General features: G+C 64.1%; 16 protein-coding genes. 2 read left to right on the top strand and 14 right to left on the bottom strand.

All coding sequences use genetic code 11. From position 1 onward, the window contains the following. Window positions 1-176: 176 nt before the first annotated feature. From AWB68_RS17470 to AWB68_RS17460, 3 genes are read right to left on the bottom strand one after another with little or no spacing between them, the layout of a single operon-like run. Window positions 177-1,319, bottom strand: a complete 1,143-nt coding sequence (locus AWB68_RS17470; protein WP_087645606.1) for an acyl-CoA dehydrogenase family protein — start codon at window positions 1,317-1,319, stop codon at window positions 177-179. Window positions 1,320-1,354: 35 nt separating this feature from the next. Then, complete coding sequence (locus AWB68_RS17465) at window positions 1,355-2,149, bottom strand: SDR family NAD(P)-dependent oxidoreductase (RefSeq protein ID WP_087645605.1); 795 nt, start codon at window positions 2,147-2,149, stop codon at window positions 1,355-1,357. A gap of 39 nt (window positions 2,150-2,188) precedes the next feature. Then, the gene (locus AWB68_RS17460) at window positions 2,189-3,067 is read right to left on the bottom strand and encodes an enoyl-CoA hydratase/isomerase family protein (protein WP_235028389.1); all 879 of its coding nucleotides are present in this window, start codon (window positions 3,065-3,067) and stop codon (window positions 2,189-2,191) included. Window positions 3,068-3,326: 259 nt separating this feature from the next. On the opposite strand from AWB68_RS17460, the gene AWB68_RS17455 reads away from it, so the two are divergent. After that, complete coding sequence (locus AWB68_RS17455; protein WP_087645604.1) at window positions 3,327-4,139, top strand: FadR/GntR family transcriptional regulator; 813 nt, start codon at window positions 3,327-3,329, stop codon at window positions 4,137-4,139. A gap of 54 nt (window positions 4,140-4,193) precedes the next feature. On the opposite strand, the gene AWB68_RS17450 is transcribed toward AWB68_RS17455, so the two are convergent. The 6 genes from AWB68_RS17450 to AWB68_RS17425 form a co-directional block, all read right to left on the bottom strand. Further along, window positions 4,194-5,627 carry an FAD-dependent oxidoreductase gene (locus AWB68_RS17450; protein WP_087645603.1) on the bottom strand — a complete coding sequence of 478 codons (1,434 nt, stop codon included), beginning with the start codon at window positions 5,625-5,627 and terminating at the stop codon, window positions 4,194-4,196. A gap of 20 nt (window positions 5,628-5,647) precedes the next feature. Continuing rightward, on the bottom strand, window positions 5,648-6,358 hold the full coding sequence (locus AWB68_RS17445) for an ABC transporter ATP-binding protein (protein ID WP_087645617.1): 711 nt from the start codon (window positions 6,356-6,358) through the stop codon (window positions 5,648-5,650). After that, window positions 6,345-7,160, bottom strand: coding sequence for an ABC transporter ATP-binding protein (locus AWB68_RS17440; protein WP_087645602.1), 816 nt, complete (start codon window positions 7,158-7,160; stop codon window positions 6,345-6,347). The genes AWB68_RS17445 and AWB68_RS17440 overlap by 14 nt, the downstream gene beginning before the upstream one ends. Next, entirely contained in the window at window positions 7,157-8,179 is a 1,023-nt protein-coding gene (locus tag AWB68_RS17435; protein ID WP_087645601.1) for a branched-chain amino acid ABC transporter permease, read from the bottom strand. The genes AWB68_RS17440 and AWB68_RS17435 overlap by 4 nt, the downstream gene beginning before the upstream one ends. Next, window positions 8,176-9,057, bottom strand: coding sequence for a branched-chain amino acid ABC transporter permease (locus tag AWB68_RS17430; RefSeq protein WP_087645600.1), 882 nt, complete (start codon window positions 9,055-9,057; stop codon window positions 8,176-8,178). The genes AWB68_RS17435 and AWB68_RS17430 overlap by 4 nt, the downstream gene beginning before the upstream one ends. A 70-nt stretch (window positions 9,058-9,127) precedes the next feature. Next, entirely contained in the window at window positions 9,128-10,363 is a 1,236-nt protein-coding gene (locus AWB68_RS17425; protein WP_087645599.1) for an ABC transporter substrate-binding protein, read from the bottom strand. Window positions 10,364-10,568: 205 nt separating this feature from the next. On the opposite strand from AWB68_RS17425, the gene AWB68_RS17420 reads away from it, so the two are divergent. Beyond that, window positions 10,569-11,657 (top strand): alcohol dehydrogenase catalytic domain-containing protein, encoded by a 1,089-nt coding sequence (locus tag AWB68_RS17420; RefSeq protein ID WP_200828722.1) that lies wholly within the window; start codon window positions 10,569-10,571, stop codon window positions 11,655-11,657. Here the strand turns inward: AWB68_RS17420 and AWB68_RS17415 are convergent. From AWB68_RS17415 to AWB68_RS17395, 5 genes are all read right to left on the bottom strand, one after another. After that, complete coding sequence (locus AWB68_RS17415; protein ID WP_087645597.1) at window positions 11,654-13,381, bottom strand: GMC family oxidoreductase; 1,728 nt, start codon at window positions 13,379-13,381, stop codon at window positions 11,654-11,656. The genes AWB68_RS17420 and AWB68_RS17415 overlap by 4 nt on opposite strands. Window positions 13,382-13,451: 70 nt before the next feature. Beyond that, on the bottom strand, window positions 13,452-14,945 hold the full coding sequence (locus AWB68_RS17410) for an aldehyde dehydrogenase family protein (protein WP_087645596.1): 1,494 nt from the start codon (window positions 14,943-14,945) through the stop codon (window positions 13,452-13,454). Window positions 14,946-14,966: 21 nt separating this feature from the next. Further along, window positions 14,967-16,202 (bottom strand): NAD(P)/FAD-dependent oxidoreductase, encoded by a 1,236-nt coding sequence (locus AWB68_RS17405; RefSeq protein ID WP_087645595.1) that lies wholly within the window; start codon window positions 16,200-16,202, stop codon window positions 14,967-14,969. A 53-nt stretch (window positions 16,203-16,255) separates the two neighbouring features. After that, window positions 16,256-16,450 carry a ferredoxin gene (locus tag AWB68_RS17400; protein ID WP_087645594.1) on the bottom strand — a complete coding sequence of 65 codons (195 nt, stop codon included), beginning with the start codon at window positions 16,448-16,450 and terminating at the stop codon, window positions 16,256-16,258. A gap of 73 nt (window positions 16,451-16,523) precedes the next feature. Further along, entirely contained in the window at window positions 16,524-17,738 is a 1,215-nt protein-coding gene (locus AWB68_RS17395; protein WP_235028388.1) for a cytochrome P450, read from the bottom strand. Window positions 17,739-17,751 lie beyond the last annotated feature (13 nt).

Here is a 17,751-nt window from a genome sequence, read left to right as displayed (position 1 = left end):
CGGTTGGTTTGCAAGGGAAACGCGCGCATCACACGCCCGCCACGATTTCGGGCACGAGGTCGAACAGGCGCGGCTTGACGTCGTAGTCGAGTGCCCGTTTGACGGCGACCATCACTTTCATCGTGTCTTCTCCCGTTCGTTTGCGCGTTCCCAGTACTTCGATTCGAGTGCCATCGTCAGTCCGCAAGCAATCTGCGCGCGACGATCAGCCGATGAATCTCGTTAGTCCCTTCGATGATCTGGTTCAGCTTCGCGTCGCGCATCATCCGCTCGACTGGAAACTCCTTCGAGTAACCGTAGCTGCCGAGCACCTGCACTGCTTCGGTGGTGACTTCCATCGCGATGTCGGTGACGAAGCACTTGGTGATCGACGAGAGCATGTTCAGGCGCGAGTGGTCGCCCGAGTCGATCTCGTCGGCACAGTTGTAGAGCAAGTTGCGGGCGGCCTCGATCTTGATCGCCATGTCGGCGAGCTTGAACTGCATGCCCTGGAACTCCGCGATGGCACGACCGAACTGCTTGCGCTCCTTCGCATAGGCCACGGACACGTCGAGCGCACCCTGTGCCAATCCGAGCGAAGTCGCCGCGATGGTCGGGCGGTTCAGGTCGAGCACTTTCATGCAGGCCTTGAAACCCTGGCCTTCTTCACCCAACAGACAGTCGGCGTCAATGCGCATGTCGTCGAAGAAGAGCTCATGGTTCGGCGCGCCATGGCGTCCCATCTTGTGCTCCTGCCGCCCGAGGCGAAAGCCGGGGGTTTTCGTATCGACAAGGAACGCGCTGATGCCGTCCGAGCCGCTTGCCTCCGAGGTGCGCGCGAACAGCAGGATGTAATGCGCGTAACCGCCCCACGTGATCCAGTTCTTCTGACCGTTGATGACGTACGAGTTGCCGTCCTTCACGGCACGCGTGCGGATCGACGAGACATCGGACCCGGCCTGCGGTTCGGTCACCGCGATTGCGGTAACGAGACGCCCTTCGGCAGCGAGCGGCAGCCAGCGCTGCTTCTGCTCCTCGGTGCCGAAGTTCAGGATCGGCAAGATGAACGAGATGGAATTGTTCCCGCACAGCGTCGCCGCCGCGAGCGAGACTTTGGCGATCTCCTCCTTCACGATGCACACGGTCTTCAGGTTGCCGCCCGGGCCGCCATATTCTTCGGGAAGCCACAGTTGCAGCAGGCCCATGTCACCAAAGATCGGCACCAGTTCGGACGGAAAGCGGTCGTTCGCTTCCATGCCAGCCACGAGCGGCACGATATCCTTTTGGACCATCCGGCGAACCGAGTCCTGGATGGAAACGAGCTCTTCATTCAGTCGCATAATCACTCCGTCATTCGGTGCTGTTTGCCCGCTGCTCAATAGCTCGGGAACGAAAGACCGCCGTTGATGCTAAGGGTCGATCCCGACACCTGATCCGACTCCCTGCTCGACAAATAGAGGATGTATTCCGCGAGATCCTCGGCGGTGTTGAGTTTGAATTTCACGCGCTGCTCGGCCTTGGTGAATGCCTTGACGATCACCTCCTGCGAGCCCGCATCCTTCGCCGCCAGAAAGCGGTCGTGCGCGGGTGTGCCGGTGGTGAGCGTGGTCGCCACAGAGTTGATGCGGATGCCGAGATGCGCCAGTTCCGCACCGAGCGCACGCGTGAGAAACATGATCGAAGCGCCGGCCGCGCCGATCATCGATTCGCTCGGCGTCGGAATGCGCGCGGCGTCGGTGGTGACGAGGACGATCTTTCCGTACTTCTGCTCGCGCATGAATTTGGTCGCTGCATGCACGGCATTCAGACGCGGCATCAGACGGCTCGTCAGGCACGCGATGCCCTCATCCGGCGCCATGTCGACGAAGAGCTTCGGCTTCGGATCGCGCGGGCCGCCGCTTGCGACCACGATATCCACCTTGCCGAATTGCGTGACGGCTTGTTCGACCGCGCGTTCGATGCCTTCGTAAGTGAGCAGGTCGCTGTTCACGAACACCCGCTTGCCGGGGAACGCGCTGCATTCTTCGATCAGCGCGTAGGCCGCCGCTTCGTCGCGACCCTGGATCACGACGCTCGCGCCGCTTTGCGCGAGCTTTTTGACCGACGCCCTGCCGATTCCCTTCGTGCCGCCGAGCACAACGGCCGCCGAGCCGGTAAGTTCAGTAAGCATGTTGTCCCCTTTCGATGTCGCTCGTTGCGTGTCGCGCGTTCATTGGCCGTCCTTCGTCCCGCCTTCGTAGCGGGTCTCACGCGAGTGAGCGGCACCCGTCACGCCCTTGCTGCGGCGCTCCTTCATGAAGTTGTTCTCGTCGGGTTCGTAGCGGATGTTGGTGCCGAGCGCATGCATCACGTAGCCATGCACGAACTGCGAAGTCATGCCAAGCGAATCCAGAGAAAGATGCGTGGCGGCCTTGCCGATCGCGATCGCATCACGCGGGAGACGCACGATGCGCTCCGCCCAGTCCTCCCCGGCGGCTTCGAGTTCGCTGGCAGGCACGGCCTTGTTCACGAGCCCGAGCCGCGCTGCCTCGATTCCGTTCATCGTTTCGCCAAGCAACAGCAGTTCGCGCGCTTTCTTCGGGCCCATCGCGAGGATGTTGACGCTCGTCATGTACGAAGCGCCCGCGAGTCCCATCTTCTGCTCAGGATGGCCGATCTTCGCGTCCTCGGCTGCGATGGCCAGGTCGCTCGCCTCGACGATATAGAGCCCCGCGCCGACGCAATAGCCCTGCACCAGTGAGAGGGTCGGCTTGGTGCAATACAGGATCTGCCGAAACTGTTCGACGTGGTGCTTATCGAAGCTCAGACGGATGCGCTGGCTCGGCCGGCGCGCGCCCGGCTCCTTCGAAAAGCCGTATTCCGCGCCGCCGACCTGGCCGAGATCGTGCCCCGTCGAAAAGTCCCGGCCCTCGCCGCGGAAGATGACGACGCGCACGTCGTCGTCGCGTTCGGCGCATTCCATGTGTTCCATCAGGCGATCGAACATTTCGTAGGTCAGCGCATTGCGCTTTTCGTCGCGGCAAAACGTGATGTATGCCCGGCCGTCCCGCGCCTCGTACTTCACCAGGTCTCTCAAATCTTCACTCATCGCTCGTCCTTTGAAGGTTGTGCAACCCGCCCCCGGTTGGATGGGGCGGGCCGATCGGTGCGTTCATCCATGTCGCTTTTTATTTGGTCCATTGGATGAACCTTTGGATAATACTCTCGAAGATCGTGGAGCGTGTCAAGTGGCGAAAGTGCTAGGAATGGTGTCTTTCAGTGGGCTTCGGTTCGTCGGCTCGATTGCCGACTTGATGAATCACGCGCCGAGAGTTAGCATCAGCGAAATAACGTGAATGGATTAGCCATTGAAAACCGCCAACACCAGCAGCCGCGCACCGAAGCGCCCGACTGAAGCTGCCACTGAAAACGCAGCGCCATTGCCCGCGCGTCCAGCCCAGGCCTACGCGCCGGTGCAGACGCGGCGCGCGTTCGAGGCAGTCGCCGACCAGATTCGCGGGCAGTTGACAAGCGGCGCGCTGCAACCCGGCGATCGCCTGCCGCCCGAGCGGGAGCTGGCCGAGCAATTCAGCCTGAGCCGCAACACGGTCAGAGAGGCGCTACGCTCGCTCGAAATGGCCGGCGTGCTCGAGTTTCGGAAGGGGGCCACCGGCGGCGCATTCGTGCGCGAAGGCCAGGGCGACGCCGTGATTGCTGGCTTTTACGATCTGTTCCGGCTCGGGGCGATCCGGCCGGCGGACCTGACTGAAGCGCGCCTCATCGTGAGCGTGGCGGCGACGCGGTTTGCCTGCCAGCGCGGAACGGAGGAGGACTTCGAAGCCTTGCGCGAAAACGTCCGGCAAAGCGAAGTGGCGGTCGCTGCGGGCGACGTTCAGGAACGCGTCCGCATCAACCTCAATTTCCACCGGCTGCTTGCGCGCACCGCGCGCAACCCGGTGCTGGTCATTCTGACGGACGCGCTCGTCGAGATTCAAGAGCAGCTGCTCAAAGTGGTCCTGCCGTTGTCCGACAGTTCGGTCATGCCCTCACGTCGCCGCCTGCTGAAATACCTCGCGGCACGCGACGAGGACAAGGCTGCCGCCGAAATGGAAACGCATCTCAAGGCGCTGCAACGGCACTATCTCGCGCAACAGCAACCGGATTCGAAGCGCGCGGGCTGAATCGAGTGGCGGCGGCCCGGCACGCTGATGGTCCCGCCGCCGCGTCGAAGAGGATTACCCGCTCACCTGCAACTCGCGCGCCATCGCTTCGGCGGAGCGCAGACCGAACACGGCCGCCTTCGCCAGGCCGCCGACATATCCCGCGTTCGCCCCCCCTTCGATTCCGCCTGTCGTCGCGCCCGCCGCATAGAGGCCGGGTATCGGACGATGCTGTTCGTCGAGCGCTTGCCCGTCTGCGTCGATGACGATGCCGCCCATCGTGTAGGTGATACCCGCGCAAAGAGGGATCGCGAGATAGCCGGGGCCGTGTATCGGCAATGGCGCTGTCGAGAGCGTCGCGGGCCTGACCGTGCGTCGTGGGCGAAGCGTTTCCGGATGGCCGCTTGACAGGGCTGCGTTATATTCCTGCACGGTTTGTTTCAGCGTGTCCGGCTGCATGCCGAGTTTCAAGGCGAGCGCATCGATACCGTCCGCCCGATGGATGGTCGCGCCGAGGCGCTGCAGTGCAGGGTTCGGCGGCAACAGAAACGCGCCGCCCGGTCCCGCCCAGATGGCATCATCGAGAATCACAAACGACGACAAAGGTTCGTCGAGCGCCGCGATCGCATTGGCGACCGCTACACCACCCAGGCCTTCGTCGGTGAAGCGCCTCCCCGTTCCATCCACGACGATCGCCGCCGACGCCACGATATCCAGCACCGGATACGGCCACAGCGATTCGTCGTGCAGCGCGCCCGCGCATTGCACGTGACCGTAGAACTTGTCCATGCCCGTGAGCGCGGCGCCGGCCGAATGCGCCATGCGGATGCCGTCGCCCATGCCAGTGCCCGCGCCTCGCTTGCAGAGGTGCTCGGGCCGAGGCGAAATGAATTCGCGGACCATGTCCGCATTGCCCTGAAATCCGCCATCGGCAAGCAGCACAGCGCGCGCTTCGATTAGCAGTTCGTCGCCGTTTGCGGTCCGTGCCGTCACCCCTGAACATCGTCCGTCCGTCATTCGAAGATCGCGCGCCCGTGCGCCTCGAATGAATCGCCCGCCAGAAGCAATAAACGATGCTTCCAGGCGTTGCAGCAGCAGATCGCCGCCCTTGCCTCGCCAGTGATTCTGAAAGCCGGTCTCGCGCAAGCTAAACGGCTTGAGCATGTGGCCCATGAACGGATATTCGCCGCCCCGCCCGAACTGAGCGCCGTGCTCCATCAGCCATTTGACGACGCGCGCGCCGTCGGTTGCCAGCGCCGTCGCGAGAGCCACGTCCTGCAAGCCCTCGCACGCTTGGACGATCGCTTCCTGCAAGACGTCGCGCTCGGTCTCGATGTCGCGAAACGCGAGATGAAACACGCCGCCTGCATAGCGGGAGTTGGCGGGATAGCGCTCCTCGCGGCCGGCTTCCAGCAGCACCGCGGAACACCCGAGTTCCACCGCCGTGTTGGCGGCGACGAGCCCCGCAAGTCCGCCTCCGACAATCGCAAAATCCACACTGAGCGTCATGTGTTCTTCTCCTCCTCGGTCTAACCCAGATACGCTTGCTGGATCGCTTCGTGATTGCGCAGCGATTCACCGGTGCCTTCGGCCGCGATGTTCCCGACCGACAGAACATAGCCATAGTCCGAGAGCGCCAGCGCTTCGTCTGCATGTTGCTCGACGAGAAGAATGGTCAGGCCGGTTCTGCGCAGGACCTGCAACACCTCGAACATGCGTTCGACCACGAGCGGAGCAAGCCCGAGCGACGGCTCGTCGAGCAGGAGCAGCTTCGGGTCGGCCATCAGCGCGCGTCCGAGCGCCACCATCGACTGCTCTCCGCCGCTCAGCGTGATGGCGCGTTGATCCGCACGTTCCTTGAGCTTTGGAAAGAGTTCATACACGTAATCGAGGCGATCGCGAAAGAGCGACTTGTCGCCGCGATGCCGCAAGCGGTGAAAGCCGAGCCGCAGGTTCTCCGTCACCGTCAACGCAGCGAAGACCTGCCGCCCCTCCGGGACCTGCACGATCCCAAGTTCGACCACTTCAGGCGCCGAGAGCTTGACGATGTTCTTCCCGTCGAACGTGATGGACCCGGCATTGATATCGACCAATCGGGAAATGGCGTTGATGAGCGTCGACTTGCCCGCGCCATTGGCACCGACCGCGGAGACGATGGTGCCCTCGCGTATTTCCAACGAGATGCCATGCAGCGCTTCGGTGCCCTTGTACCCGGCACGCAGTCCTTCAATTTTTAGCATGTGCGCCTCCGGTTCCCAGATAGGCTTCGATGACCTTCGGATTGCTCTGCACCGAAGCCGCGTCCCCTTCGGCGATCTTGGCGCCATGATCGAGCACGACGATGCGATGGCACAGGCTCATGATGAATCCAATATCGTGCTCGACGATCAGGATGGTGAGGCCGTCGTCGTTGAGCTGGCGCAGCATCCTGCCGAGTCCCTCCGTCTCTTCATCGTTCAGGCCGGCGGCGGGTTCATCGAGGAGCAGGATGCCCGGGTCGCTCGCAAGCGCCCGGGCGATCTCGACAAGCCTCTGCTGCCCGTGCGGCAGATGCGAAATCATGTCGTCCGCGCGCTGCGCGAGGCCGACGAACTGCAGCAGCTCCATCGCCCGGCGAGCGCACCGGCGCTCATCAGCAGCCACCTTGCGAAAACGCAGGAGCGACGGGATGAAGCCGTCCACGAGTTGCGGATGAAATCCGAGCATCACGTTCTCGAGCACGGTCAGGCCGCTGAACAGGCGCACGATCTGGAATGTGCGCGCCATCCCCATCGCGCTGCGGCGATGAAGCGGCTGGTTCGTGATGTTGTCTTGCTTGAAGAAGATCTCGCCGGAGGAGAGCGCGTCCACCCCCGTGATGAGGTTGAACGTCGTCGACTTGCCCGCGCCGTTCGGTCCGATCAGCCCGACGGCCTCGCCCTGTCGGACTTCGAACGAGACGTTGTCGACGGCAACCAGTCCGCCGAAGCGCTTCACGCCGCCCTGGATCGACATGAGTTGCGGTGCGTCGATGGGCGTTCGCGGTGCGGTCTGTGTTCTCATCGTCCGACTCCTTTCTTGACGTGCTGACGCTTGGGCAGTCGCGGCGGTGAACTTCGCGCGAACCCGGTCCTTTGCCTCGATGCGAGCGACCTGACCATTCCCGACAGCCCATGCGGCATGAAGATCAGGAACAGCAGCAGGCACAGGCCATAGACCAGCGTCTCGAGTTCGCCGAAGCGCGCGAGGAATTGCGGCGCAACCACGACGACGATCGAGCCGAGAATCGGCCCATAGCGCGTGCCGAGACCGCCGACCACGGCGATCGTCAGCATCGATACGAGAATCGGAAATTCGCCCATGCTCGGACTGACCTGCCGGCTGACCACCGCGAAACCGATGCCCGCGAGGCCCGCGATCACCGCGCTCAGCACGAACACACGCAGCTTCTGCACGGCCACGTTGACGCCGAGCGCGGCGGCGGCTTTGTCGTCATCGCGGATTGCCTGCAGCGACCGGCCAAGATGGCTCGACACGATGAAGTTCTGCAGCGCAAGCACGACCGCCGTCGCGGCTACGATCACGTAGTAGAGCGTCGTGCGATCCATGGTGCGCTCGCCGATCGTGATCGCCGGAATCAGCAGGCCGCCCGTGCCGCCCGTCACGTCGATCCAGCGATTCGCCACGCCGGAAATGACGAGGCCGAAGCAGAGCGTCGCCATCGCGAGGTAGTGCGTGCGCAGCCTGAGCAGCGGAATACCGATCATGAGCGCGACGAACGCGCAAATCAGAAGACTCACCGGCAGCGCGGCCAGCGGCGAAAATCCCGCCTTCAGTTGCAGCAGCGCGTATCCATAGGCGGCAATCGCGAAGAAGCCCTGATGGCCCATCGCGATCTGCCCCGCGTAGCCATAGAGCAGGTTGAAACCCATGCTGAGGATCGCGTAGATGCAGATGAGCGACACGATGCGCAACTGGAACCCGGTGGTGAGAAGCATCGGCGCCGCCAGCGCGACGACCAGGAACAGGACGAATGGCGCGCGCACTTGCCAGGAAGCGGATTGAGTGGATGCTTGTCTCATCGCCGGACTGCCTCGAAGTCGCCCAGCAGGCCGAACGGGCGAACCAGCAGGACAAGAAGGATTAGGAGAAAGATGATCGGCTCGGCATAGAGACTGCTGCCGTACCCCGCCACGAACGTCTCCAGCACGCCGATGACAAGGCCGCCAGCCGCCGCTGCAAACGGACTGCCGAGCCCCCCGAGGATCGCCGCCATGAAGCCCTTGACGGTCAGCGCGACGCCCATCGACACCTGGCCGCCCAGGAGCGGCCCGATCAGCACACCCGAGATGCCGCTGACGAACGCGCTGAACATGAAACCAAACCGCACGATGCGCGACGAGCGGATCCCCATTAACTGCGCAATGCGTGGCTGCGCGCCGGTCGCGCGGATGCACAGGCCGAAGCTCGTGCGATACAGCAGGAACCAGGTGATGAGCAAAAAGACGACGAACGCGACCACGATCGCAAGCTGCTGGAGGTTGGTCGTCAACGGTCCGACCGTGATCGGATCGAGCGACAGGATGTTGGGCACGTAGAGCTGGTTGGCGCCCCAGATGAGCAAGGCAATGCCGCTTGCGATGATCGCGGCTGCAAGCGTCCCGATCATGATCGTGAGCGGCGGTGCACCGCGCTTGACCAGCGGGCGATAGACCGCGAACTCGAGCGCAAGCGAGCAGAGGAGCACGACGGCCAGCACGGCCACGAGCGCGACGGGCGTCGGCAGGCTGTACGTGACCATGAAAAGGATTGCCGACATCGCGCCGATCATCACGAAGTCGCCCTGCGCGAAATTGATGACCCGATTCGTGCCGTAGATCAGCGATAGCGACAGGCCGATCAGGCCGTAGACGCTTCCGTTGGTCAGGCCCGCGAGCAGTAAGACACTGATTTTATCCATGTGCGTATGCCAGGTTCGAGAGTAAGGCGAAGCGCGACGGCGATGACGCTTGGCGTCGTCACCAAGGCGATCAAAGCGGCTTGAACTTGCTCAGGTCGGGCTTGACGAGACGCGTTCCGTTGTCCGCGACGAGAATGAATACGTACCAGTTCGCATCCGGCGAGCCGTGGTGCTGTTGCGGACCGAAGTGGTAGCTCGCGTTCAACTCGCCCTGCAGTCCCTTGAACTGCGTGAGTCTTTCGGTGCCGTCGCGAAATGCCTTGCGCGCTTCCTCGATGTTGCCGGCATCGATTGCCTTGAGCACGGCGGGCGTCGCGATCACCTGCAACGCCGCCCTGGCCGCGTCGTAGCCGATGATCGGGTAGAGCGTTGGCTGATGCGGACCGAAGCGGGCATTGAACGCAGTGAAGAATTTCTGCACATCGGCGCGCGACGGATCCACCGTGTTCGGGATCAGCACGCCGTCGCTCGCAGGACCGGCAAGCTTGCGGAGCGTGTCGAGCAGTGCGCTGCGCGACACGACAATCGGCGCGGTCATGTTGAGCTGACGCGCCGTGCGCAGCACGCGGGCGCCGTCGGCGGGATATGGGAAAACGAGCAGCACGTCGGGCTTGGCGTCGCGCAGGTTCGTGAGCTGCGGCGACAGGTCCGTCGCATTGATGTCGTAGGTCTGCTGCGCCACCACGGTGATGTTTTTCTTCTTGAGCGCGGCGGTCGTCGCGCGTGCGCCGTCGGTTCCGAACGGCAGCGAGTTGTTGATGATCGCCGGCCGCTTGAAACCCTGCTGCGCGAGCAGATCGGCGATCGCCGCTGCGTCCTGGCGATTCGCAGGACCGAAGCGGAAGTGATACGGCGCGGGCGGATCGGTCAGCGTGTCGGTGCCGGCCGACAGCATGAAGTACGGAATCTTGTTTTCCGTCGCGATCGGGATCATCGCCGCCGCCGGAGCCGACGGATTGCCACCGATGATCACGAGCCCCTTGTCGTCCTCGGCGCAGCGAGACGCGAAAGTCGCTGTGAGTTGCGGGTCGGTCTTGCCGTCGTACGGAATCACTTTCAGTTTGTGGCCGCCGATCCCGCCAGCGGCGTTGGCTTCGTCGATCGCCATCTGCACGCCCTGGTAGCCTTGGGTACCGGTGTCCGCCGCCGCGCCGCTACGGTCATCGATCGAGCAGATCACAATCGGATCGGCGGCGCGCGCCGTCAGCGCGAAGACGGTGGCAAGCGTAGCCGCCGCGGTCAGTCCCGCGATCTTCGTCCAGTTCGATTTCAAGTTCAACGGGGTCACGCAGCGTGACGTGTACATGGTTGTCTCCTCCGGGTGTTGGTTCAGGAAATCGTCTGATTTCGAATCTATTGTCATTGGATGAACCTTTGGCTTTATCATAGAGTCGCTTGATTTCCGATGTCAAGAAAGCTCGGCTCGGGGTTTAACCTTGGTGCCCGCACACCGGCGGCCTGTATAAAGCCGGCGCAATGGCGGGCGCCCTTCATGCAAGGAGATTCTGGAAATGCGTCAATGTGGTCACACCATGCGCGGCGTGCAATTGCGCGAACCGGGCAACGTCGCGCTGACGACCCTTCCGGTCCCGGCAGCAGGCGCCGGCGAGGTCGTGCTGCGCGTTCTGGCGGCCGGCCTCTGCCAGACCGACCTGCATATTCGCAGCGCCGCCGACTCGCGCACACCCGACGGCACAACGCTCGGCCACGAGATCGCGGGCGTCGTCGAAGAGATTGGTGCGGGCGTGACGCAGTGGGGTCCGGGCGACCGGGTCGTCGTTCACCCGTGCTGGTCATGCGGTGCGTGCAGCGCGTGTCTCGCCGGCCGGCAGAACGCGTGCCGCCGCACCGGCGGCCGGCTGAACCCGCCGCCCACTCCCGGCGTCACGAAAAACGGCGGCATGTCCGACTACGTGAGCGCACCGGCGAGCGCGCTGGTGTCGATCGGCGATCTCGATCCCGCGATCGCGGCTACGCTGACCGACGCCGCGCTCACGCCCTATCATGCGATCCGGACTTGCAGCGAGCTTCTGCATCCGGGGTCGACCGCGGTGATCATCGGGCTCGGCGGGCTCGGCAATCTCGCCGCGCAAATCCTGCGCGCGACGACCGCGACGCGCGTCGTCGCGACCGACATCTCCAGCGAAGCGATCGACGCCGCGCGGCCGTGGGCGGATGTCACGCTGCGCTCCGACGACCCGATGTTCGCCGAGACGGTCATCGCGATGACCGAGGGATTCGGCGCGGACGTCGTGCTGGATTTCGTCGGCAACGACGCGACGCTACGGCTCGCGGCTGCGATCGTCGGCCGCTCGGGTGCGATCCGCGTCGTCGGTCTCTCGGGCGGTGCGTATCCGTTCGTCGCGCGTTCGGCGGGCAATCCGCTGCCGCGCGGCGTGTCGATCATGTGCCCGTATGGCGGAACCTACGGCGACCTCGCGGCGGTGATCGCGCTCGCGCAGCGCGGCGACATCAAGCCGCTCGTGACGCGCTTTGCCCTCGACGATGCAATGACCGCGTTCGATGCCCTTGAATCCGGTTCGATTCGCGGCCGCGCCGTCCTGATTCCCGGCGACGCCGGCAATCCAACGTCTCGCTAGGCCGTTTGAGCGGCGGCCGCGGCCGCCGTCTGGCCGACCATCATGTCGGCCACTTTCTCGGCGGCCATCATCGTCGGGAAGTTCAGGTTGCCGCTCGGGATGTGCGGGAAGATCGATGCATCGACGACGCGCAGTCCCTGCACGCCGCGCACGCGCGCCTGATGGTCCGTGACCGCGAGTGGATCGCCGTCGGGGCCCATGCGGCACGTGCACGACGGATGCCACACGCCCACGCATGCGCCGCGCACGAAATCGCGCAACGCGGCATCGTCGGCGAGAAGATCGGCGAGGGTCGCGCCGCCCGCGATCACGCGTGTCATCAGGAGGCGCCGAAGCGGCGCGGGACCGTCGAGGAGCGTCGCCAGCACGTCGGTGATCACCTTGTTGCGGCGGCTCAGGAGCGCCACCTGCCGGACCTTCTCGCTGTAGCTCGCCGGGAACGGATCGGCCGTGACTTCCTCGACGGCCGCGAGCGCCTGCACCGCCGCCATGCGGCGAAAGCCATCGGCGAGCCGGTCGAGATCGCGCTCGTCGGAGAGGAAGTTGAAATCGACCGATGGCGCCGCGCGCCAGTCCGCCGACGCGAGCTTCACTTCGCCGGCGTTGGAAAACGGCTTGTTCACGTACATCAGCATCGTGCCGATGCGCTCGCCAACCGCATGCCACGACGTCTTCGTGACGACCGAGACGAACATGTCGCCGCGCGGCGCCCCGCCGATGCCCGACGAATAGCGCCAGCCGAGCAGGATGTGCCGGCGTGTCGCGTCGTTCACGCGGGCGGGCTTGCGAAGGAACGACGCGAGCGCAACCGACGGATGCTCCATCAGATGCTGCCCCACGCCGCTCGACTCCGCGACCATCGCGATGCCATGCTCGCGCAAATGCTCAGCCGGGCCGATGCCGGAACGCAGCAGGATCGCGGGCGACTGCAACGCGCCCGCCGAGAGGATGACTTCCCTTGCGCGCACTTCCGCCGGACGGCCTGGTGCTTCGAGCCGGATGCCGCAACACTTCGTCCCTTCGAACAGCAGGCCAGAGACTTCCGTGTCGGTCCAGATCGTCAGGTTCGCTCGCTTGCGGGTCTCGGCATCGAGATAGCCCATCGACGCGGACACGCGCCGTTCGTCGAGATTTGAAATCGCGATCGGGAAGTAGCCGTCACGGAACTCGCCGTTCTGGTCGGGCAGATAGTCGTAGCCCGATTCCTTCAGTGCGGCGGCGACTGCGGTGGCGTGCTTCGGCCATGCATCGGGGAAGATCCGGCGTACTGGAATCGGTCCTGACTTGCCGTGCAACGGGCCGTCGAAATCGATGTCGCGTTCGATCTTCTTGAAGTACGGCAGGACGCTTTCCCAATCCCAACCTTCGACCCCGCGCGCCGCCCAATCGTCGTAATCGCTCGGTGCGCCGCGATTGAAGAACTGTCCGTTGATCGACGAGCCGCCCCCCAGGATGCGCGCCTGTTCGTACTTGCGCAGCTTGCGTTCCGCCGCCGGATGCCTGGGCGCGACCGTCGTCACGCGCAGGTCGGGCCACAGGTAGTTCGGGTTCAGGTAGGCGGTGCCGGGGTAACTGTCGAGAATCGCGGCAGGCAGATTGTCGTTCGGCAAATCAGCGCCTGCCTCGCATAGCAGCACTTTCGTCGCGGGGTTCGCCGACAGGCGGTTGGCCAGCACCGAGCCGGCCGAGCCGCCGCCGACAATGATGTAGTCGAAGGATGTCATCGTATTGATCGAGTTGATCGAGTTGATCGAGTTGATCTGGCGGGTCTGCGGGCGCGCACGCGGCGTTCCGTCAATCGAGATTGATCGCGATACTCTTCACCGACGTGTACAAGTCCAGGACTTCGCGCCCGCGCTCGCGCCCCCACCCCGACTGCTTGTATCCGCCGAATGGCAACGCCGGATCATTGACCATATGCGCATTGACCGAAACCGATCCGGCCTTGATGCGCCGCGCGAGCTTGTGCGCCACGCGCAGGTTCTGCGTCCAGATCCCGGCGAACAATCCGAACTCGCTGTTGTTCGCTTCAGCCGCGATGCCTTCGAGATCCTCGTCGTCGAACGGCATCGCGCAGACTACCGGCCCGAAAATCTCCTCACGATAGATCGACATGCTCGTCGACGTATCGACGAACACCGTCGGGCGCACGAAATAGCCGCCATTGTCCGGCGCGCTCTTGTGGTTCATGCGCCGCGCGCCCTCTTCCTCGCCCTGGCGAATATAAGCACTGACACGCTGCATCTGCTGGCTCGAAATCAGCGGGCCGATCTGGCTGTCCGGCGCGAGCCCGTGGCCGACCTTCAGCTTGTCGCCATGCTCGACCACGCCTTCGATCACCCGGTCGAACACCTTGCGGTGCACGAAGAGGCGCGAGCCCGCCGAGCACACCTGGCCGCTGTTGAAGAAGATGGCGTTGGCCGCGCCCGTCGTCGCGAGGTCGAGGTCCGCGTCGGGAAAGACGAACACGGGGGACTTGCCACCCAGTTCCAGCGATACTTTCTTGAGGTTGCCGAGCGCCGCCTGAACGATGCGCTTGCCCGTTTGCGTCGACCCCGTGAACGCGATCTTGTCCACATCGGGATGCGCCGCGAGCGCCGCGCCGGCCGTCGCACCGAAGCCGGTGACGATATTCACGACGCCGTCCGGGATGCCCGCTTCCTGGATGATCTGACCGAGCCGCAGCGCGTTGAGCGGTGTCTGTTCGGCGGGTTTCAGCACGACGGTGCAGCCCGTCGCCAGCGCGGGCGCGATCTTCCAGATCGCCATCGACAACGGAAAATTCCACGGGATGATCTGCCCGACGACGCCGACCGGCTCGCGTGTCGTGTACGCGTGCCATTCGCCCGGCACTGACACGTTCACCGACTCGCCGTTCAGCTTGGTCGCCCATCCCGCCATGTAGCGCAGCATCTCCGCCGTGCCTGCGATACCGCGCTTCGCAACCGCGAGCGGCTTGCCGTTGTCGACGGCTTCGATTTCGGCGAGTTCGTCCCCGTGATGCTCGATCAGGTCGGCGAGGCGGAACATCACGCGCGTCCGGTCCGCGGGCTTCATCTTCGCCCAGTCGCCGGTCTCGAATGCGCGGCGCGCGGCGCGCACGGCAAGATCGATGTCGGTGGCGTCGCCTTCAGCCGCGTGCGCGACGACTTCGCCCGTGCCGGGATCGAAGACGTCGAAGGTCTTGCCCGACTGGGCGTCGACCCAGCGGCCACCGATCAGCAGACGGTGCGTCCCGCGGATGAAGTTCGCGCTTCGCGCGCCCAGGCTTTCATAAATCGTCGACATCGGCAAACACTCCTTGTTGGTTCAGGTTACGGGCTGGAGTAAGGTCTTCAGATCGAATTGCGCATCCGCGGCCTGCGCGGGCGTGACTGGCGCATCGGCGGCGAGCAGCTTGCGCGCGGCCATATGGTCCGCCGGGCGGTTGACCGACTCGACCGCGACGAGGTGGCCCTTCGAAAAGCCGTATGCGGAAAACTTGAGACCGGGGCGGTCGCCACGAAGAACGATTTCGTCGGCGCGGCTCATCGCGACACCGGCGATCTGCAGCTTCACGCCGCCCTGATCGCTCCAGAACCACGGCACCGCTTCGAAGCCGTGCGTGTGTCCGGTGAGACGTTGCGCGAGATAGCGCGCCTGGTCGACTGCGTTCTGCACCGATTCGATCCGGCAATTGCCGAACGCGAAACGCGATGGAAAGGCCGCGCAATCGCCGAGTGCGGAGATCGATGGATCGCTGGTCGCAAGATTCAGATCGACGACGATGCCGTTCGCAATCTCCAGCCCCGCGTCCCTGGCGAGTTCCACATTCGGAATCACGCCGATACTCACCACCACCAGATCAGCTTCGTGCAATGCGCCATCCGTCGTCTCGACACCGATCACGCGACCCGCTTCCGTGCAGATGCGCTTGACGCCGCTGCCAAGGGTGAAGGTCGTTCCGAGCGACTCGTGATGTTCGCGAAACGCATCGGCAACCGGCGCGCTTACCGCGCGGCTCATCAGGTTCGAACTTGCCTCGATGACGCTCACCGAGACGCCGCGCTTCGCGGCCACGGCGGCGAATTCGAGCCCGAGAAAGCCCGCGCCGACGATCACCGCCCGCTTCGACCGGTTGAGCGCTTCGCGCAAGCCGCGCGCATCGTGCAGCGTGCGCAACGTCATGAGGCCCGATGTCGCGCTGTCCCAGCCAGGCAGAAGCCGGTTGCGCGCGCCCGTCGCGAGCACGAGATGCTCGTATTCGATGCGCCGGCCGTCGCCGGTCGCGATGTGATGCCGCTCGCGGTCGATGTGCAGCACGCGCACGCCGAGCATCAGTTCGATATCGAGGCCCTCATAGAAGGCTTCCTTCTGGAACGTGACGTGCTCCGCCTCGCAGTCGCCGCTCTGGAATGCCTTGGAAAGCGGTGGGCGCTGATAAGGAAGATCGGGCTCGTCGCCGATCAGCACCACGCGTTTCTCGTAGCCCGCGTCGCGCAGCGACACCGCCAACTGATAGCCGGCCTGCCCTGCGCCGATGATCAAGATTCCCGCGTCCTTCATGTCATGGCCTTTGTGAACGTGTTGCGGCTGCAAAGATCGGCGCCTCGCGGCGCTTACTCGTCGAAACTGATCACGAGCGCCGGACAAAGACGTGCGGCTTCGCGGCAGGCTTCATGCAGATGAGGCGGCGGGCTCTCCTGCAGGACGATGACCAGGCCATCGTCCTCGTTCTGGCTGAAGACTTCCGGCGCGGCCACCACGCACAGGCCCGCACCGATGCACTTCGTCGCATCAACCTTGATTTTCATGTCTGTCTCCTGAAATATTTCTTCATGTCCGCGCGGGATGCGCAGGCATGCTCGCTTCCTGCGGCTGTTCCGCTTACCACTCGACCGGCAATGCGTCGACGCCATAAACGAACGCGTCATAGCGGAACTTGATGTCCTCGACGGGAACCGCGAGACGCAGTGTCGGCAGGCGCTGGAAGAGCGTCGTGAAGACGATCTGCAATTCGGCTCGCGCAAGCGGCTGTCCGAGACACTGATGTACGCCATAGCTGAACGCGACGTGATGCAGCGCCGGGCGGCGAATGTCGAATTTGTCGGGGTTCTCGAATGCCTTCGGATCGCGATTGGCCGCCGTGATCAGCGCGAGCACGCCCTCGCCCTTCCTGATGAGCGTTCCGGCCACCTCGACATCCTCCATCGCCACGCGCGGCCCGTTGTAGTGCACGATCGTGTGAAAGCGCAGCATCTCCTCGACCGTATTGCGCACGAGCGACGGGTCTGCAACGAGCGCGTCCTTCTGCTCGGGATTCATCAGGAGAGACAGCGTGCCGAGCGCGATCATGTTGGCGGTCGTCTCATGGCCGCCCATCAGCAGCAACTCGATGGTCGCGAGCGCTTCTTCGCGCGTCATGTGTCCGGGCACGACCTGGCTCGTCACAAGGCGGCTGATCAGGTCGCTGCGATTGCCCGGATGCGCCATCTTCTCGGTGATCAGACGGTCGAGATATTCGCGCATCTCGGCGCCGGCACGAATGGGCACCTCGGGGTCGGCCGTGAGGTCGAGCTTCGCCTTGCTGCGCTCCTGGAAGAAATCGCGATCCTCGTAGGGCACGCCCAGCATCCGCGAGATGACCGTGGTCGGCACCGTCAGCGCGAAATCCTCGAAGAGATCGGCGGGCGATCCTTTCGCAATGAATTCGTCCAGCAGCGTGTCGACCGTCTTCTGCAATTCAGGGCGCGTCGCGTCGATGTGATGCACCATGAATTCCTTCGACAGCATCCGGCGGTACTTGGTGTGCTGCGGCGCGTCCATCCGGATGATCGTCGGCGGGAATTCATTCTTCAGCAGCGCCGCGCGCGCCGGTGCGATGAACGGATAGCCCGGCGTCGACGGCGCCGTCGAGAAGCGGGGATCGCCGAGGATCGCGCGCACGTCGTCGTAGCGGGTCGCGATCCAGGCCCATGAACCATCGGGCATCGTGACCTTGGAGAGCCCCTCGTTCTGGCGGATCTCCGCATATTCGGGCGGCGGGGCAAACGGACAGCGGCGCATCGGAAAAGCCGGCGCGGATGCGATAGGATCGTCCATCAAGGGTCTCCTG

It is taken from the genome of Caballeronia choica (genome assembly GCF_001544535.1).
Lineage (GTDB): Bacteria > Pseudomonadota > Gammaproteobacteria > Burkholderiales > Burkholderiaceae > Caballeronia > Caballeronia choica.
The sequence above is the reverse complement of the archived record's forward strand: the minus strand, read 5'-3'. Positions and strand labels throughout refer to the sequence as shown.

Bases quoted from the DNA above. Each gene is read 5' to 3' on its own strand.
- AWB68_RS17465 (WP_087645605.1), bottom strand. From the start codon at position 2,149: ATGCTTACTGAACTTACCGGCTCGGCGGCCGTTGTGCTCGGCGGCACG.
- AWB68_RS17460 (WP_235028389.1), bottom strand. From the start codon at position 3,067: ATGAGTGAAGATTTGAGAGACCTGGTGAAGTACGAGGCGCGGGACGGC.
- AWB68_RS17450 (WP_087645603.1), bottom strand. From the start codon at position 5,627: ATGACGCTCAGTGTGGATTTTGCGATTGTCGGAGGCGGACTTGCGGGG.
- AWB68_RS17395 (WP_235028388.1), bottom strand. From the start codon at position 17,738: ATGGACGATCCTATCGCATCCGCGCCGGCTTTTCCGATGCGCCGCTGT.
- AWB68_RS17415 (WP_087645597.1), bottom strand. From the start codon at position 13,381: ATGACATCCTTCGACTACATCATTGTCGGCGGCGGCTCGGCCGGCTCG.
- AWB68_RS17425 (WP_087645599.1), bottom strand. From the start codon at position 10,363: ATGTACACGTCACGCTGCGTGACCCCGTTGAACTTGAAATCGAACTGG.
- AWB68_RS17410 (WP_087645596.1), bottom strand. From the start codon at position 14,945: ATGTCGACGATTTATGAAAGCCTGGGCGCGCGAAGCGCGAACTTCATC.
- AWB68_RS17470 (WP_087645606.1), bottom strand. From the start codon at position 1,319: ATGCGACTGAATGAAGAGCTCGTTTCCATCCAGGACTCGGTTCGCCGG.
- AWB68_RS17420 (WP_200828722.1), top strand. From the start codon at position 10,569: ATGCGTCAATGTGGTCACACCATGCGCGGCGTGCAATTGCGCGAACCG.
- AWB68_RS17435 (WP_087645601.1), bottom strand. From the start codon at position 8,179: ATGAGACAAGCATCCACTCAATCCGCTTCCTGGCAAGTGCGCGCGCCA.
- AWB68_RS17445 (WP_087645617.1), bottom strand. From the start codon at position 6,358: ATGCTAAAAATTGAAGGACTGCGTGCCGGGTACAAGGGCACCGAAGCG.
- AWB68_RS17405 (WP_087645595.1), bottom strand. From the start codon at position 16,202: ATGAAGGACGCGGGAATCTTGATCATCGGCGCAGGGCAGGCCGGCTAT.
- AWB68_RS17400 (WP_087645594.1), bottom strand. From the start codon at position 16,450: ATGAAAATCAAGGTTGATGCGACGAAGTGCATCGGTGCGGGCCTGTGC.
- AWB68_RS17430 (WP_087645600.1), bottom strand. From the start codon at position 9,057: ATGGATAAAATCAGTGTCTTACTGCTCGCGGGCCTGACCAACGGAAGC.
- AWB68_RS17440 (WP_087645602.1), bottom strand. From the start codon at position 7,160: ATGAGAACACAGACCGCACCGCGAACGCCCATCGACGCACCGCAACTC.